Annotated in this window: 18 protein-coding genes; all 18 read right to left on the reverse strand. The window is 59.7% G+C overall.

Annotation, left to right across the window (positions count from 1 at the left end; translation table 11 throughout):
* Positions 1–48: 48 nt before the first annotated feature.
* Entirely contained in the window at positions 49–978 is a 930-nt protein-coding gene (locus ACA074_RS19865) for a PfkB family carbohydrate kinase (protein WP_497677645.1), read from the reverse strand.
* A complete protein-coding gene (locus tag ACA074_RS19870; RefSeq protein ID WP_497677646.1) occupies positions 971–2,437 on the reverse strand; it encodes a purine-cytosine permease family protein in 1,467 nt (488 codons plus the stop codon). The genes ACA074_RS19865 and ACA074_RS19870 overlap by 8 nt, the downstream gene beginning before the upstream one ends.
* Before the next feature lie 168 nt (positions 2,438–2,605).
* Entirely contained in the window at positions 2,606–3,604 is a 999-nt protein-coding gene (locus ACA074_RS19875; protein WP_497615116.1) for an ADP-ribosylglycohydrolase family protein, read from the reverse strand.
* Positions 3,601–4,314, reverse strand: coding sequence for a GntR family transcriptional regulator (locus tag ACA074_RS19880; protein ID WP_187677779.1), 714 nt, complete (start codon positions 4,312–4,314; stop codon positions 3,601–3,603). The genes ACA074_RS19875 and ACA074_RS19880 overlap by 4 nt, the downstream gene beginning before the upstream one ends.
* 246 nt (positions 4,315–4,560) lie before the next feature.
* Complete coding sequence (gene araH / locus ACA074_RS19885) at positions 4,561–5,529, reverse strand: L-arabinose ABC transporter permease AraH (RefSeq protein ID WP_103306713.1); 969 nt, start codon at positions 5,527–5,529, stop codon at positions 4,561–4,563.
* Positions 5,530–5,541: 12 nt separating this feature from the next.
* Positions 5,542–7,086 carry an L-arabinose ABC transporter ATP-binding protein AraG gene (araG, locus tag ACA074_RS19890; RefSeq protein WP_401270846.1) on the reverse strand — a complete coding sequence of 515 codons (1,545 nt, stop codon included), beginning with the start codon at positions 7,084–7,086 and terminating at the stop codon, positions 5,542–5,544.
* A 70-nt stretch (positions 7,087–7,156) separates the two neighbouring features.
* Positions 7,157–8,161: a substrate-binding domain-containing protein gene (locus tag ACA074_RS19895; RefSeq protein WP_187677781.1), complete on the reverse strand. Its 1,005-nt coding sequence runs from the start codon at positions 8,159–8,161 to the stop codon at positions 7,157–7,159.
* A gap of 144 nt (positions 8,162–8,305) precedes the next feature.
* Positions 8,306–9,124: an SDR family oxidoreductase gene (locus ACA074_RS19900; RefSeq protein ID WP_489879011.1), complete on the reverse strand. Its 819-nt coding sequence runs from the start codon at positions 9,122–9,124 to the stop codon at positions 8,306–8,308.
* Positions 9,125–9,394: 270 nt separating this feature from the next.
* Positions 9,395–10,270 carry an SMP-30/gluconolactonase/LRE family protein gene (locus tag ACA074_RS19905; RefSeq protein ID WP_497677647.1) on the reverse strand — a complete coding sequence of 292 codons (876 nt, stop codon included), beginning with the start codon at positions 10,268–10,270 and terminating at the stop codon, positions 9,395–9,397.
* Positions 10,271–10,306: 36 nt separating this feature from the next.
* Positions 10,307–11,023, reverse strand: a complete 717-nt coding sequence (locus ACA074_RS19910; RefSeq protein WP_187677784.1) for a FadR/GntR family transcriptional regulator — start codon at positions 11,021–11,023, stop codon at positions 10,307–10,309.
* A gap of 142 nt (positions 11,024–11,165) precedes the next feature.
* Positions 11,166–11,726, reverse strand: coding sequence for a DUF1285 domain-containing protein (locus tag ACA074_RS19915; RefSeq protein ID WP_497677648.1), 561 nt, complete (start codon positions 11,724–11,726; stop codon positions 11,166–11,168).
* A gap of 15 nt (positions 11,727–11,741) precedes the next feature.
* Positions 11,742–12,347, reverse strand: coding sequence for a DUF4823 domain-containing protein (locus tag ACA074_RS19920; protein ID WP_187677786.1), 606 nt, complete (start codon positions 12,345–12,347; stop codon positions 11,742–11,744).
* 92 nt (positions 12,348–12,439) lie between these two features.
* Positions 12,440–13,408, reverse strand: coding sequence for a GTP 3',8-cyclase MoaA (locus tag ACA074_RS19925; RefSeq protein ID WP_401270856.1), 969 nt, complete (start codon positions 13,406–13,408; stop codon positions 12,440–12,442).
* 137 nt (positions 13,409–13,545) lie between these two features.
* Entirely contained in the window at positions 13,546–14,184 is a 639-nt protein-coding gene (locus tag ACA074_RS19930) for a TetR/AcrR family transcriptional regulator (RefSeq protein ID WP_007908276.1), read from the reverse strand.
* 340 nt (positions 14,185–14,524) lie between these two features.
* Positions 14,525–15,310 carry a TatD family hydrolase gene (locus tag ACA074_RS19935; RefSeq protein WP_401270858.1) on the reverse strand — a complete coding sequence of 262 codons (786 nt, stop codon included), beginning with the start codon at positions 15,308–15,310 and terminating at the stop codon, positions 14,525–14,527.
* A 15-nt stretch (positions 15,311–15,325) separates the two neighbouring features.
* Positions 15,326–15,682, reverse strand: coding sequence for a PilZ domain-containing protein (locus ACA074_RS19940; RefSeq protein ID WP_007950801.1), 357 nt, complete (start codon positions 15,680–15,682; stop codon positions 15,326–15,328).
* A 42-nt stretch (positions 15,683–15,724) separates the two neighbouring features.
* The gene (locus ACA074_RS19945) at positions 15,725–16,708 is read right to left on the reverse strand and encodes a DNA polymerase III subunit delta' (protein ID WP_187677789.1); all 984 of its coding nucleotides are present in this window, start codon (positions 16,706–16,708) and stop codon (positions 15,725–15,727) included.
* Complete coding sequence (gene tmk / locus ACA074_RS19950) at positions 16,701–17,333, reverse strand: dTMP kinase (protein ID WP_187677790.1); 633 nt, start codon at positions 17,331–17,333, stop codon at positions 16,701–16,703. Before tmk ends, ACA074_RS19945 begins: the two co-directional genes overlap by 8 nt.
* Positions 17,334–17,336 lie beyond the last annotated feature (3 nt).

The raw sequence follows: 17,336 nt of genomic DNA on the forward strand, positions 1-17,336 counted from the left end.
TTGGCAAAGATGCAATGTGGGAGCTAGCCTGCTAGCGATAGCTATGGATCAGTCACCGCAGGATTCGCGGATTAACGCATCAACCTCAGCACTCCCCGGCGATGTAGCCGGCCCCCACCGCGTCACCGCCAGTGCCGCCGCCGCATTCGCCCGCCGCGCCGCTTCATGGGCTGACAACCCTTGCGCCAACCCCGCGACAAATACTCCCGCATGGGCATCTCCGGCACCATTGCTGTCCACCGCTTTCACGGCAAAACCCGGGACATGCCGACGCTCGCCACGCTGGTGAATCCAGCAACCCTGCGGCCCATCGCGCACCACCATCAGCGCCTGCTTAGGCAGATGCTCGGCCAGACGATCCAGCGCCACGCCAATGTCTTCAGCCCCGGTAAACCGCAACGCCTCGACACTGTTGCTGGTCCACACATCGATGCGCGGCAGCAATGCCTGCATCAACGGTGAATCCGGCGACTCCACCAGCGGCCCCGGATCGAACACCACGTTGATCGTGGCCGGCAACGCCAGTGTCCAGTCGAGCAACGGCTTAGCCTTGCCTTCATGCAACAGGCTGTAACCGCTGACGTAGACATAATCCCCGGCCTCGGCGGGGACGCTGTTCAAATCCTCGACCGTCACCTCACCTTCAGCGCCGATGTAGGAAATGAAACTGCGCTCGGCCGACGCATCGGTCAACGCCACACACAAACCAGTGTCGCGTTGTGCAGGTGTGCTGATGCCTATGTGAATACCTTCGGCGTTCATCGCCTGGCGCGCCAGATCACCGAAACGTCCGGTGCCATGGCGACCGAGATAAACCACCGGCAGGCCATTACGCACTGCCGCCGCCATTACGTTGAAGCCGCCGCCGGCCTCGAAACCGGCGGACTGCGCCAGCACGTCGCCGCCGATTTGTGGCAGTTTATCCACGGCCATGACCAGGTCGATGATGACCTGGCCGGTGTGCAACATCTTAGGCATGAGCATTCTCGGTTTGCGCGGCACGGCGATCTTTCGCCCCGCCCAGTACAAAGTAAATGCCACCGGCGACCACGAACGTCACGATCCAGCCGAGGCCGTTGTGGCCCAGCCACGAGTCGGACAGGAAGCCTTTGAACCAGACATTTTCCGCGGTGGTGCCGATGGTGGTGAAGCTGAAACCGAGCACGATAGCAATCGCCCACGCGCCGAACGCACGCCACTCGACGCCGCCGCGATACCAGTAAGCGCTGCTCGGGCTGACGTCGAGCAAGTCTGTCGGGCTGTAGTAGTGACGGTGAATCAAGTCGACCACGAAGATCCCGACCCACGCCGTGATCGGCACCGCCAGCAAGGAAATGAAAGTGATGAACGGGCCGTAGAAGCTGTCGGCGATCAACATGAAGTAGATCGAACCGGCAAAGATCGCAACGATATCGACCACCACCGCGTAGACGCGTTTGACCTTCAGGCCGAGGGTCAGCGTGGTCAAACCGGCGGAGTACACCGACAGGTTGTTCGACAGCAGCAGACCACCGAACGCGGTAATCAGGTATGGCACGGCCATCCAGGTCGGCAGCATGTCGCGGATCGCCACGATCGGGTCAGTCGCCGACGCGAGGTCGTTGTTGCCCACCGAGAGCAGGCCGCCGAGGGTGATCAGCAGCACCAGCGGAATGCCGGCGCCGAACGCCGCCGAGGCCACCAGACGCGCGGCTTTGACGCTGCGATGTTGATAGCGCGACATGTCGGCGCCCGCGTTGGCCCAGCCGATACCAGTGCCGGCGGCCATGGTGCCGATGCCGATGATCATTGCGCTCATCGGCGCAGGTGTAGCGTTGAACACCGCGCTCCAGTCGATGGTCGCGCAGAGGAAGCCGCCGACCAGAATGTTCAACGCGCCGAACACGTAGGTCGCCCACTTCTGGATCACCAGCAAGGTCGCGTGGCCGAGGCCGGAGACCGACAGGGTCAGCAGGACGAAAATCGCGATGAAGATCAGCGTCAGCACCGGCGCACTTTTCGCTTCAACCGGCGAGCCGAACAGGATCGAGCACAGCGACAACAAGACGAACGCGGCGGTGGTGGTGTTGACGGTTTCCCAGCCCAGCCGCGACATCAGCGAGACCAGCGTCGGGCCGATGTTGCCGCGCATACCGAAGATCGCTCGCGACAGGGTCAGGCTCGGCGCTCGACCTCGACGGCCAGCGATGGAGATGATCCCGACCACCGCAAACGAACCGGCAGCGCCGATGATCGCGACGATGATCGCCTGCCAGATCGCCAAGCCGCGAAACGCAACCAGCGTGGCACCCAGCGGCAGGCCGAGAATGGAAATGTTAGCCGCAAACCAGACCCAGAACAGTTGCAGCGGATGCCCGTTGCACTCGGCTTCCGGGACCGGCTCGATGCCGCGGGTTTCCAGTTGCCCGGCGCTTTGCCCGGCGTTTGATGAACTCATGAAAGTGCTCCTGTTGCCTTTTTTGTGTTTATGGGCAATTCAATAACCTGCACATCCCCTGTAGGAGCTGCCGCAGGCTGCGATCTTTTGACCTTGATTTTGTGGCGGGCTGAAGACTGTTGAAGATCAAAAGATCGCAGCCTCCGGCAGCTCCTACACAGGGGGTGCTCAGCGCAGAGTAAGGAGTCCTTGCACCAACGGTTCCAGCTCAAGAGCATTGACGGTTTTCACCGTCTCGATCATCGGCGCAGGCCAACTCTCAAGACCCAGGCAGGCCCCAAGCATTGCCCCGAGTATCGCGGCGATGGTGTCAGTGTCTCCGCCAAGACTGGCAGCCATGCACAACGCATCAAACGCGCTCATCTCACCGACGGCCACTTGCTGCGCCAGCGCGAACGACACCACCACCGATTCCTGCGACGCCACCGACGTGCCGATCACGTCGTACAGCAGATCCGCCAGCAACGCTTTGTCGCTGTCGACGCTGATGCTGCGTGCCCAACTGATGCGCGACGCGATGCGCCCACCGGCCACCCAGTGCCCGTGCGACTCCGCTTGTTGAGCAATCTGCTGACCGAGGTTCAACGCCTCGCCCAGATCCATGCCATTAATGCCGGCGGAAACCACTGCCGCCACCGCCGCCGCACTGGAAATCCCCAGCGTGGTGTTGTGGGTGACCTGACAGGCCTGCACCACCGCCGCGATAAAGCGCTCGGGATCGGCAACGTCCGCCGCAATCCCCACCGGGGTGATGCGCATCGCCGCGCCATTGGTGGTGCCGTAGCGTCCGGCCTCTTCCGGTGAATGGCCGGCGAGGATCATTTCAATAGCGCGTTTGGTCGACGGGCCAAGCAAATCCTGCGAGCCCTTGGCCTGCATCTCGGCTTCCCATTCGATCAGCCGTTGCGCAAGGATCGCCGGCTCGATCCGGCCCTTGCCTTCGATCAACAATTCGCCAACCAGAATCGCCTGTTCGGTGTCATCGGTGATCGAGCCTTTGGGCATGTTTGCAGCGATCGGTTGCAGCGGGCCAGCATCCTGCAGATCGGTGATCTGGCCGAAGCGGGCCTTGATCGTTTCGCGGTTCAGCGATTGCGTCGGCATGCCCAGCGCATCACCGAGGGCCAGGCCATAGAAAGCGCCAAGGGCACGGTTAAGCGTGGTCATTTTGATTCTCCAAATTGCAGGTGCATGCGGAAATGCACCGGATCGAGCAGGCTTTCGACCTGCTCCATGAAACGGTTCTGCCGGTCGTAAGTGGTACGCAAGGCTTTGAGGAATACGGTGCCGACCGGACGGCCGAGCAGCTCGGCATCTTCGGCATTCAACGGTTCGGCGCCGATCCACTGATCGCCGCGCTCGCCGATGTAGCCGTAGGCGGCCAAGGTGATGGTCAGGGAATTATCGATCAGACCGACTCGCGGCAGGCTTTCCAGGCCGCCGGTGGCCGGCATCAAAGAACGTTCGAGGGACACCAGCGTGCCGTCGTTGGAACGGCGACGGCGGTCGAGGGTGATGAATTGGTCGGTGCCGAAACGCGACAGCAAGTCAGTCCGGGTCACGGCTTCCAGGCGCAACACTTCGGTATTGACCAGCGCCCCGCTGTCGGCCAGCGCCTGCGCCCAGCCGCTGCGCTGGTCGAGCACAACACCGTCAAACGTGACGATGGAGCCGACCCCGCTTTGCGTGGCGATGTATTTGCGCCGCTTCAATTCGGCCAGCGCTTCGCGCAGCGTGCCACGGCTGACCTTGAATTCTTGAGCCAACTGATGCTCGCCGGGCAACAGAAAGCCATCCTCCATGAGGCCGCTTTCGATGCGCCGGACGAGTTCGTCGACCACCCGTTGTTTCTTGTCAAATCGTACCTGTCTAATCATGTACAAATTGATAACCGAAACGGGGTTGTGTGGGCAAGAGATATTTTTTGGGAGTGATCACCCTCACCCTAGCCCTCTCCCGGAGGGAGAGGGGACTGATTGGGGGATGCTTCAGAGATACGCCGACCTGAGCGTGCTTTAACGAATCCACAATCGACTGGATTCTTCAGGTCAATGTAGAGCGCAAGACACCTCGGTCGGCCCCCTCTCCCTCCGGGAGAGGGCTGGGGTGAGGGGCTTTTGGTCTCAGCGCTGTTTCAGACGGTCAATAACCACAGCCAACAACAAAATCGACCCACGAATCACATACTGATAAAACGTATCGATATTCTTCAGGTTCATCGCATTCTCGATGATCGCCAGAATCAACACCCCGGCAATCACATGCCGAATCATGCCGATCCCGCCGCTCAGCGACACCCCGCCCAACACGCAAGCCGAGATCACCGTCAGCTCAAAACCCTGACCGATCATCGGCTGCCCGGAGGTCATCCGCGACGCCAGAATCACCCCGGCCAACGCACCGATCACGCCATGCACGGCGAAGATGATGATTTTGGTCCGATCAACGTTCACACCCGCCAGCAACGCAGCTTCCTGGTTACCGCCGATGGCCATGGTGTTGCGCCCGTAGGTGGTGTAGTTCAGCAACCAGCCGAAAAACAGGAAGCAGACGATGGTGATCAGGATCGGCACCGGCACGCCGAACAACTGGCCATTGCCGAAGACGAAGAACGATTCCTGCGACACGCCTACCGCTTTGCCGTTGGCAAAAATGTAGGCCAGACCACGGACAATCTGCATGGTCGCCAACGTGGTGATCAACGCATTGACCCGTAACTTGGCAATCACGATGCCGTTGATCAGCCCGACAATCAGGCCCATCACCAGCGCCGCACTGACGCCGAGGAACACGCTGTTGGTGTCACGCATGACCACCGCCGCGACCACGCCGGCGCAGGCAATCACCGAGCCTACCGACAAGTCGAAGTGCCCGGACGCCAGGCAATACAGCATGGTGCACGCGGCAATCCCGGTGGTGGAAATCGCCAGGCCAAGGCCACGCATGTTCAGCGGCGAGAGAAAGTTGTCGATCAGCAGCGTGCAGGCCACGAAGATGCCGACGGCTGCCAACAGCATGACCCAGTCATCGAGGAAGCGCCGCATATCCAAAGGTTTGCGCTCGGTCGGCAGGGTTTCTTTCTGGGTTGTCATCATAGTCACCTCTCAGTTCGCCACGCCGTCAGCGCGGTGGCGTGGCAAAGCCAGTTGCAGCAGGTTGGATTCATTGGCCTGGTCACGGCTGACTTCGCCGCGCAGGGCGCCTTCGCACAGCACCAGGATGCGGTCGGAAATGCCCATCACTTCCATCAGGTCGCTGGACACCACGATCACCGAAATGCCGTCAGCGGCCAGGTTATGGATGATCTGGTAGATCTCGGCTTTGGCACCGATGTCGATGCCACGGGTCGGTTCGTCGAGCAGCAGGACTTTCATTGGCATCGACAACCAGCGGCCGAGAATGGCCTTCTGCTGATTGCCACCGGAAAGGAATTTGATCTGCTGGCCGGCGTGGGGCGTTTTCACTTTCAGCGCCTTGATCTGCTTCTCGGCGTTGGTCTTTTCCCAGAGTCCGCGCAACAGGCAACCGAGACCGGAGTGCGCGCCACGGGCGCTGATATTGATGTTCTCGGCGACGCTGGCCAGCGGGATGATCCCTTCCTTTTTACGATCCTCCGGGCACAGCAGAATCCCGGCAGCAATCGCATCGCGGGGTGAACGTAACTTCAGCTCGTGGCCACGCAGTTCGAGGCGTCCGGCGGTATTGCGCTCCAGGCCACTGAGCAAACGAAACAGCTCGGTGCGCCCTGCCCCGACCAGTCCGAACAACCCGAGAATCTCGCCTTTGTGCGCCTCGAAACTGATCGGCTCGCGCAGGCCCGGCCCGAGTAAGCCGTCAACTTTCAGCGCCACCGCGCCGCGCGGGCGATTGCGATAATCGTAGATGTCCTGAATGTCGCGTCCGACCATGCAGGTCACCAGTTGATCGTGGGTCAACTGGCTCATGTCCTCGAAAGTACGCACGTAGCGACCGTCCTTGAACACGGTCACCGCGTCGCAAATGCGGAACACTTCTTCCATGCGATGCGAGACGTAGAGCACGACTTTACCCTCGTCACGCAAGCGCCCGATGATCGCCATCAAGCGGTCGATCTCACGGGCCGAAAGGCTGCTGGTCGGCTCGTCGAAGGCGATGACATGGGCGCCGCGCGACAGGGCCTTGGCGATTTCCACCAATTGCCGCTGGCCAAGGGACAAGCGTCCGACCTTGGTCTGCGGATCGATTTCGTCGGCCAGGCCTTTGAGGCAGCTCAGGGCTTGCTGACGTAAAACGCCGCGATTGATCAGGCCGAAACTGGCGGGCAAGTGACCGAGAAACAGGTTCTCTGCCACGGTCATTTCGGGCACCAGATGCAGTTCCTGGTGAATCACCGCCACGCCGCTGCCGATGCTGTCGGCAGTCGATTTAAACGCCATCGTCTGCTCGCCGATCTGCAACTCGCCGCTGCTGGGGATGTAAGCGCCACCGAGGATTTTCAGCAGGGTCGATTTACCGGCGCCGTTCTCGCCCATCAAGGCGTGGACTTGGCCGGGATGGGCGACGAAGCTGATGCCGTCCAGCGCTTTCACGCCGGGAAAGGTTTTACCGATCCCGTTGAAGCGCAGGCTGCCGCCAGCGTTGTGTTGTGTTGTTTGTACTTGCGCGTGCATTTAAGCCACCTCATCGCCGTGTTCATAACGGCCTGATCAAACGGCCCGGTTGCCCGGGCCGGCGTTGCCGTCAGTTCCACAAGCCGATTTTTTCCAGCTCTTGCTTGAAGTTCTCGCGGGTGATCAGGGTGACGTCGTCCATGGCGGTGTACTTCGGTGGCTCTTTGCCGGTGGTGACCCACTCGTACATCATCTCGGCAGTCTTGTAGCCTTCGATGTGCGGGCTCGGCAGCATGGAACCGTAGAAGCCGCTGTTGGGCTTTTTCAGTTCGCCGATGGCGTCGGTGCCGTTGATGCCGATACCGATCACGTTGGCCGCAGCAAACCCGGCGGCTTCGGTGGCGCGCACGCCGCCAAGCACGGTGTTGTCATTCATGCCGCCGATGATCAGGTTCTTCGCCGCACTCGGCAGTTTCACCAGCGCCGAGTTGGTCGCGTCCATGCTGCCCGGCACGTCGAGGGTTTTCAGGGCGGCGAAGAGGATGTGGTCTTTCGGCATGCCGGCCTCTTCCAGGGCTTTGACCGAGCCGTCGGTGCGCTTCTTGCCGGTGTCGAGTTCGTTGTAGGTGTTGACCACCGCGTAGGTGTCTTTCCAGTCCCAATTGCGTTTCTTCGCTTCGGCGGCCATCGCGGCGCCCTGCTTCTGACCGACTTCGAACGCGGCCATGCCGAGGTACGGCACGTCTTCCATGAACTTGCCGTTGGCGTCGACGAAACGATCGTCGACAGCAATCACTTTGAGGTCATTGAGTTTGGCTTTAGCCATGATGGCCGGCCCGAGGGAAACGTCCGGTGGGCAAATCACAAAGCCCTTGGCGCCATTGGCGGCCAGGCTATCGATGGCCGACAACGTCTTCTCGCCATCCGGCACGGCGATCTTGATCAGTTCAAAACCCTTGTCCTTGGCGGCTTTCTCGGCGAATGCCCATTCGGTCTGGAACCACGGTTCTTCGGCCTGTTTGACCAGAAAGCCGATTTTCACGGTATCGGCAGCGAGCAGCGCACTGCTCAGGCTGAATGCGCTGACCGCCAGCGCGGTAGTGCACAGGGTACGAATCCCGAAACGACGTTTCATAAGCTGACTCCTTGTTATTTTTTTTGAGCAATATTTGAAAAGCGTTAATGCGTTTGAAGCGTCTTACTGCAAAGCCTGTCGAAAATAGTCATATCGTATGATGATTGGATTTCAAGCGGACTTATCCGCCTGAAACCCGTTCGCTCAGTCGTGGTACATCACCGAGCGACCACCATCAATGGTGATGCATGAAGCGTTGATAAAAGGTGCTTCGTCACTGGCCAGAAACACTGCCGTCATCGCCACTTCCAGCGGCTGGCCAATGCGTTTCGGCGGATGCAGATCGAAGGCGCGCTGACGCTCGGCGTGCGGGTCGGCGAAACCGTTCCAGTAATCAACGTTGAGTTGGGTTTCGATGTAGCCGGGCGCGATGGCATTGACGCGAATGCCCTTGGCCGCGTATTCGATGCCCAGCGCACGGGTCAGACCGAGCAGGCCGTGCTTGGCCACCGGGTACGGGAAGCAGCCGGGAATGATGTGTGAAGAATGGGTCGAGGCGATGTTGATGATGCTGCCGACGCCCTGCTCGATCATCTGCGGCAATACCGCTTTGCAACCGTACCAGGCGCCGTCCAGATCAATGGCGAAACAGCGATGCCAGTCTTCTTCGCTCATCTGCAGCGGATCACGGAACACGTTGACGCCGGCGCAGTTGACCAACACGTCGATGCGCCCATGCCGTTCGACGGCGAGTCTTGCCATGGCGTGGAGATCCTGCTGGCGCGACACATCTGCCTTGAGCGCCTGCACGTCCGCGCCCTGCTCGCGCCAGTGGGCGGCAACCTTCTCGACCTTCTCGACTTGAATATCGCTGATCAGCAGTTTCGCTTGCTGCGAGGCGAAGGCCGCGACGATGGCTTCACCGATGCCTTGGGCAGCGCCGGTCAGCAGCACGACTTTGTTTTTCAGGCGCTCACCCTTGGGCGGTGCGGGCACCGGCGGCAGGGAAAGAGGTTCAGCCATGAATCAGGACTCCTGTTCGCAAGCGCAAAAAAACCGGGCATCTGACGATGTCCGGTCTGGAAAGCGTTTGAAACAAAACAGGCAGGCGCCGATGACAGCATTGAGCTGTTGCGAGACGCCGACTCCGTTGAGGAGTGCGATGGAAATTCGCTGCATCACTTCACCTGTTTTGTTCTTTTTAAGTGTGAGTGCGTGTTACTGCTGGAGCCGACTATAAACCCGACCAGCAAATAATCTCAATATATAATTTTACATCCCATATTTTGGGATCTAACCCGCAAAACGCGTACAGAGCTTTCCTGCGACATCGACCCGCAACGACAGCACGGCGCCGTCCAACGGATGGTTGAGCGGGCTGTGGGCGCTGGTGATGTACAGGGTCTTCAGATCTTCGCCGCCGAATACGCAACTGGTGGGTCGGCTGATCGGCAAATCAATCTTGCGATCGACTTTGCCTTCAGGCGTCAGGCGCAACAGGCAACTGCCGTCCCAACGCGCGTTCCACACATAGCCTTCACTATCCATCGCCGAACCGTCCGGACCGCCCTGTTGATCGGGGCCGTACCAGATGTAAGCGGTGTCGAGATTGCCGTCGGTGTGAACGAAATAGCGATAAAGCGTGCTGTCGAGGCTGTCACCGAACAGCAGCGTGCTGCCGTCGTCGCTCCAAAGCAGCGTGTTGGGAATCCCCAAACCGCGCAGCAGCGGCGTGACGCGTTTATCCGGATCAATACGGAACAGTCCACCCGAGCGGCGGATGATCGGCAGGTCTTCGCCCTGCTCGCCGATGTTGTTTTGCATGGTGCTGAGCCATAACCGGCCCAGGGCATCACAGCGAGCTTCGTTGGCGCGGTTGCCGGGTTGCGGATCAGCAACGCAGAACAGGGTCAGGCGCGGGTCGAGTCCCGGAGAATCGAGATCGAGGCGATAGACGCCACTGCTCAGAGTCACCAGCGCATCACCGCTGGCACAAGGAATGAACGCCGACACATGCTCGGGCATTTGCCAGATCTGCACGTTCTGGCCGATCAGGCGCAGGGCTTGCTTGCCAGCAATATCGACCCAGTACAGCGCCTGCGTCGGTGCGTCCCAGAACGGGCCTTCGCCGAGTTTGGCGCGGTGTTGGGTCAGTGCGGTCCAGGTCATGGCGATCCTTCTTTGTTGTTTTTAGTGTGTGGGTATTTAGCCGGCTTTTTTGTCAGCCATGACTTTGGGGTAAAAGCGTTTGATCGCCAGGTCCGCATTGTCGATCAGCGTCATGCAGGCCCATACGCCCCGCGCGGAATCGCGAGCGGCGATGGCGTCGGCCATGTCTTTGTGGATCGGCAAGGTGCGACGCAGTTCATCGGGGTCGGCGGCGGAGACTTCGAACGACACCGCAAGCAGGGCGCCTAGGGCCGGGACCATTTGTTCGATGAACTGATTGTGGCTGGCAGCGAGAATGCATTCGTGGAACGTCTGGTCGGCGCGGTTGTAATCCTTGCTGCTGTCGACCGCCCGCTCCAGCGCGTTATAGGCCAGTTGCACCGCCTCGATCTGCTCGAGGGTCGCTCGCTCGCAAGCCCAGCGCACGGCCATGGGTTCGATGGTGCGGCGCAAATCAAGCAGGTCATCAACGAAGTTTTCCGGCAGGCCGTTGCGCGACAGCCAACCGACAACTTGCGGATCGAACAGATTCCAGCGCCGCACCGGCAAGACGCGAGTACCGACTTTCGGCCCGACTTCAAGCATGCCTTTGGCGACGAGGGTTTTGATGGCTTCACGGATGACCGTGCGGCTAACCCCGAGCTGTTCGCCCAGATCGGCCTCGACCTTGATGGTCTGCCCAGGTTTCACCTGGCCAGCGGCGATCCAACTGCCGAGCCAGTCGACCGTTGACGCATGAAAGCTGCTGGACATGAACACCTCAAAGCGGATCGCGATGGGTGTCCACGCTAATCATCATACGATTGGGTGTCAACGACAAAAAAGATCGCAGCCTTCGGCAGCTCCTACAGGAGATTGCATTCCAAATGTAGGAGCTGCCGAAGGCTGCGATCTTTTAGGGCTCCAAGCCGATGCGGAAGAACTCACCGCTGCTCCAAACCCCAAGCCAGCGCTGGCCATCGATTTCGCGACTGACCGCTAACTCCACCAATTGGTAGAACACATTGCGGTGGATCAGCGCTTCGAGGTTGGTGCGCACATGCACGTATGGCGCAGGCTCTTGCGTGGCGGGATCAATCTCGACGCGGATCGGATGCTCGGACCCCGCCTCGGCGGTTTCGTCGACGTTGGTGGTAAAACGCAGCACCTGCGCCTCGCCCTCGCCTTCAACCTCCACGGCAATCGCTACAAACGGCGCGTCGTCGACTTTGATCCCGACCTTTTCGACCGGGGTAATCAGGAAATAATCATCGCCGTCGCGGCGGATGATCGTGGAGAACAACTTGACCATCGGCTTGCGCCCGATCGGCGTGCCCAGGTAATACCAGGTGCCGTCTCGGGCGATGCGCATGTCGATGTCGCCGCAGAAGTCCGGATTCCACAAGTGCACCGGCGGCAGGCCTTTGGTTTTGGGGATCTGTCCCAACAGGTCATTGGCTTTTTGCGGGCCACTCATGGCGTACTCCTTGGCTTATTGGTCGCCGACCCCCAACAGGCTGCGTGCATATTGAGCAAGCGGAGGGCCGATCAGGTCTTCGGGTTTGTTGTCGTGGAACGTCAGTAAACCGCCACGACTCTTGATACGTGCAGTATCAATCAAATACTGGGTGCTGGTCTCGATCAACATGATCTGAATCACGCCGCCATCGATGCCCAGGCGATCCACGTACTCCTGATCGAGCCATTCATCGGAGTTACCAATGCGGTCGTCGGCCTTGGCGAAACGCGTGTACAGCAGGTAATGAGCACCCGCATCGCGGGCTTCACCCATTGCCTGATCAAGGCCTTCGGGCGCGCGCGCGCGACGGACCATCGGGAAATACTCGACAAAACCCTTGAAGGCTTCCTCTGCCACTACGTTCGGTCGCGGATACGAACCACCCGGTGGTGCAAAGGCGCCCTGAGCGATGTAGATGAACGAGTCCGGCTGAATGCGGAAGTTGTTCACGCGGCGGCTGTCGCTGTGATCCAGCAGCCCCGCGTCGCTCATGTGGTAGCGAGTGCCTTCGGCCATATCGCTGACATTCATGCAGCCGCCAAGCGCCAAAACGGCCAGCAGCAAAACCAGGCTACGCATCCTCATCCTCCAGAAGCCGGTGACGGAAAACCGGCGAATGGCCGTTGAATGCAGCTTTTGCGCCAGCTCGAGGGTATGGCGAATGCGGTTCTTCAGCCGCCGATGATTTTCATGACCGTCGCGCCGCCAGAGAACGCCACTTCCTGCTTGTCACCCAAGGCTTTGACCAGCAGCCTTTGCAGCGCCGGCAGCGCTTGATGACGTGGTTTATCCAGCAGATCGCCGACGTAATGGCGATTGCTCGACGACAGGCAACCGTGCAACCAACCGGTCGACGACAAGCGCAACCGCGAGCAAGTCCGGCAAAACGGCACGCTTTCGTTGGCAATCACGCCGAAGTTACCCAACCCGGGAATAGAGTAACGCACCGCCGTGGCGTCCACGGGCGCATCGGTTTGCGCGTACTCATAACGTTCGCCAATGAGCTCCAGCAACTGTTGCAGACTGACAAACTGTTGCAGGAAGGCATTGGAGTCTTTGGCCAGGTGGCCCATGCGCATCAGCTCGATGAAACGCAGTTCAAATCCACGCTCAAGACAGTAATCAAGCAGCGGCATCACCTGATCGAGATTCTGCCCGCGCAACGGCACCATGTTGACCTTGATCTTCATTCCGGCCGCTGCGGCCTGATCCATGCCGTCGAGCACTGTGGCCAGGTCGCCGCCACGGGCAATACTGCGAAACGCGCTGGCGTCGAGAGTATCGAGGGAAACATTGATCCGGCGCAGACCCGCGTCTACCAGCAGCGGGAGCTTTTTGGCGAGCAGTTGACCATTGGTGGTCAGGCTGATGTCGTCCAGCCCCATCTTGCCGACGGCGGTCATGAACGATTCGAGTTTGGGGCTGACCAGCGGCTCGCCACCGGTAATACGCAGGCGCTCGATGCCTGCGGCTTCGATCAGATAGGCCACGCCGCGTGCCATGGCTTCGGCCGACAGTTCATCCTGCGCAGCGACCAGCCGCTTGCCGTTGGGCACGCAGTAGGTACAGGCGTAATTGCAGGCTGAGGTCAGACTGATCCGCAAATTGCGAAAACGCCTGCCTTGACGGTCAACGATCATGATCACTCCGGCGATTGAAAATCGAGCCGCTAAAACTTGACTCACAAATCAAGTTTTAGCAAGCCCTATGCCTGAGTATATTCCTGCGGTACTGCGCCATGTAGCGAAATCATGGCGCAATAAGGGAAGTGAATGGCTCAGCTGCTCGGCGTTTCCGGGTCGCGCTTGCGCTTGTTGCCCATGCGCACACCGATATCCATCAGGAACTGGAAGAAACCTTCCTGATCTTCCAGCACATTGCTCCAGAACGGCGAGTGATACAGCGCCACTGCGCCGTGCACCAACGCCCAGGAAGCGCAATAGTGGAAATACGGCGGCACATCTTCCAGCTTGCCTTCGCTGATGCGGCCCTTGATCAGCAAGGTGAGGCGTTCGAAATTCGAGGCACGGATCTTGTGCAGCTCCTCGACCATCTCCGGCACCTGATTGCCCTTGACCACCTTTTCTTCGAGGCGATCAAACAGGCGATAACGCTGAGGGTCACGCATGCGGAATTCGAAGTAGGCGCGGGACAGCGCTTCCTTGTCCTTATCGACATCGGCGGAATGCAGCAGCTCGTTCAAATCGCGCTCGTAATCGAGCATCAGGCGCAAATAGATCTCGGCCTTGGACTTGAAGTGCTTGTAAATCGTGCCTTTGCCGATACCCACGGCATCAGCAATCATCTCCACGGTGACACTGTCTTCACCTTGGTCGAGGAACAGCTTGAGCGCGGTATCGAGAATTTCTTGCTCGCGGCGACGAAACTCACGGACCTTACGAGGTTCTTTGTGCATAAGAAAAGGTCTGAAGGGTCAAAATTCGAAGCCGCGTATTATGCCTAACTTGCGCAAAAATGCACGGATCATCCGACCATATCTGTGTTTCTTGTTCGTTTTGGGAACGTTTTGGGTGCAATGAGAACTCAACTGAAGCGAACGTATTCCAAATTTGTTTAAAAACCCCGACCGGCTAACTGGACTGCACGCCAGACTGATCAATACTTGAACTGTCGGGCGGCATCTCCCCCAAGTGCCGCGCCGATAAAGGTACCAAAGGACCGCGTGCCTTTGTTTTACTCCTAATGGTCTTAACCCGGATTCACCCCCCAGAACCCGGGTTTTTTTTGCCTGCGATTCAGCCTTTTACATGGGCCAACGGGAACAACCGCTTGAAGTTCTCGGTGGTCTGCTCGGCAAAACGCTCATAGTTTTCACCGCGCAGCATCGCCAGAAACTCGGCCACTTCGCGCACATACTGCGGCAGGTTCGGTTTGCCGCGATAAGGGATCGGCGCCAGATACGGCGAATCGGTCTCCACCAGCAGGCGATCCGCAGGGACTTTGCTCGCCACATCGCGCAAGGCGTCGGCATTGCGGAACGTGACAATGCCCGACAGCGAAATGTAATAACCCATGTCCAGCGCTGCTTTGGCCATGTCCCAGTCTTCGGTGAAGCAATGCAGTACGCCGGCCTGGGGCAACGCCGCTTCACGCAGCAGCTCAAGGGTATCGGCGCGGGCGCCACGGGTATGGATGATCACCGGTTTGCCGGTCTGCTGCGCCGCTTGCAGGTGCAGGCGGAACGACGCCTGTTGCAGCTCGGCGGCTTCCGGCTCGTAGTGATAGTCCAGACCGGTTTCGCCGATCGCCACCACTTTCGGGTGATTGAGTTCGTGCAGCAACCAGTCCAGCGCTGGCGCCGCGCCGGGCTGCACATCCAACGGATGCACGCCGACCGAACAGTCGACGTCTTCGTATCGGTCGGCCAGGGCTTTGACGTCAGCGGCGTTGTCGGCGCTGACGCCGATGCACAGGAAGTGCCCTACCCCGCGTTCGCGGGCGGCATCGAGTGCAGCATCCAGCGAGCCGTCATGGACGGCGAGGTCGAGGCGATCAAGGTGACAATGGGAATCTACGAGCATAAAAGAGACTGCAACTTACATCGTATGAGTGGGACGGTCGGACTTGAGGGCTCCGGCCAGATGGGTTTCGATGCGACTGCGCGCGGTGTTGTCGCCATCGTTGAACTGCACGCCGACACCCGCCGCGCGGTTGCCTTGCGCACCTTTGGGGGTAATCCAGGCGACTTTACCGGCCACCGGAATCTTCTCCGCCTCATCCATCAGGTTCAGCAACATGAACACCTCATCGCCCAACTTGTAGCTTTTGTTGGTCGGGATGAACAGACCACCGTTCTTGATGAACGGCATGTAGGCCGCGTAAAGCACTGACTTGTCCTTGATGGTCAGGGACAAAATGCCGTTGCGCGGCCCCGGGCTGACGGGTTCATTCATGTTGACCTCCACTGCTGATGTTCAGAGTCTAGGTACACATTCTTATCTTTGGCCAGGCAATCCTGCCCATTGCACCAACAACGCTTCCAGCAGCAACGCCGGATTAAGGTTGGCCTTGCTCATGACTTTCTGCCGTTGAGCGAGAATCCAGTCCTGAATATCGAGCACTTTACCCTGCGCACTTTTCTGCGCGAGATACTGCACCACCTTGCGCATGTCGGTCAGACCGAGCCCGGCTTCATCCTGAGTCAGTTGATAACGCAGGATCAAGCTCGACCAATCGCAGAACCAGTCGAACAGCCGCAGCATCGGAATGCTTTTCCACTCTTCGGCCAGTTGCGTCGGCGATTGCTGCTGCTTGAGCAGCTTCTTCACCCCTTCAACTACCTGCGCACGCTGTTCGCGAACGCCTTGGGACTGAAGGCTGACCGCCGCCAGTGGCGAACCGGCTGCCAACGTCAACAGCTCGACACGCTCCTCTGCCGAACATTCCGGCAGCGCCTGCGCCAGCCATTGCAGGCTCATGGCCTCGCCCGGCAGCGGACAGGCCTGCTGCACGCAACGGCTCTTGATCGTCGGCAACAAACGGCTCGGCTGGTGACTGACCAGCAACAGCACGGTATCGCCGGAAGGCTCTTCAAGACTTTTGAGCAAGGCGTTGGCGGCGTTGATGTTCATCGACTCCACCGGCTCGATCAATACGACCTTGCGACCGCCCAGTTGCGCGGTCTGCACCACGAAACTAACCAGATCGCGCACCTGATCGACCTTGATTGCCTTGTCGGCTTCTTCCGGCTCGAGGATGTAATTGTCCGGATGGCTCCCGGCCCTGAGCAACAGACAGGATTTGCATTCGCCGCACGCTTCGGGCGTGGGCCGCTGGCACAGCAGACTGGCCATCAACCGCTCCGCCAATGCCCGTTTGCCGATCCCGGCCGGGCCATGCATCAGATAGGCATGTGCGTGCTGCTTACGTCCGGCCAGTTGCTGCCAGAGGCTGTCTTGCCATGGGTAGGCCTCAGCCACGGGCCAGCTCCAGCAAGTTCGGGAGCAACGTATCCAGCGATTGCTGAACCTTGACCAATGGCTGACCGGCGTCGATCCGCACATAGCGCGCAGGATCGGCTTCAGCCCGCTTCAGGAATGCGCTACGCACCGCTTCAAAAAATGCCCGGCCTTCCAGCTCGAAACGATCGAGACGACCACGAGCGCTGGCGCGAGCCAGACCGATTTCTACCGGCAGGTCGAAAATCAGGGTCAGGTCCGGGCGCAGATCACCTTGTACAAAGGTTTCCAGCGCGGCGATCCGCTCCAGCGACAAACCGCGGCCGCCGCCCTGATAGGCGTAAGTGGAATCAGTGAAACGATCGCACAACACCACCGCACCGCGTGCCAGTGCCGGGCGGATCACTTCAGCCAGATGCTGAGCGCGCGCGGCGAATACCAGCAACAGCTCAGTGTCCGGGTTCATGACTTCGTCGGCCGGGGCCAGCAGCACGTCGCGAATCCGCTCGGCCAACGGTGTTCCGCCGGGCTCGCGGGTCAGCACCACTTCGATACCGGCGGCGCGCAGGCGCTCGGCGAGGTATTCGCGGTTGGTGCTTTTACCGGCGCCTTCCGGCCCTTCCAGGGTAATAAACAAGCCAGTCACAGG

Source organism: Pseudomonas sp. LBUM1655, assembly GCF_059716085.1.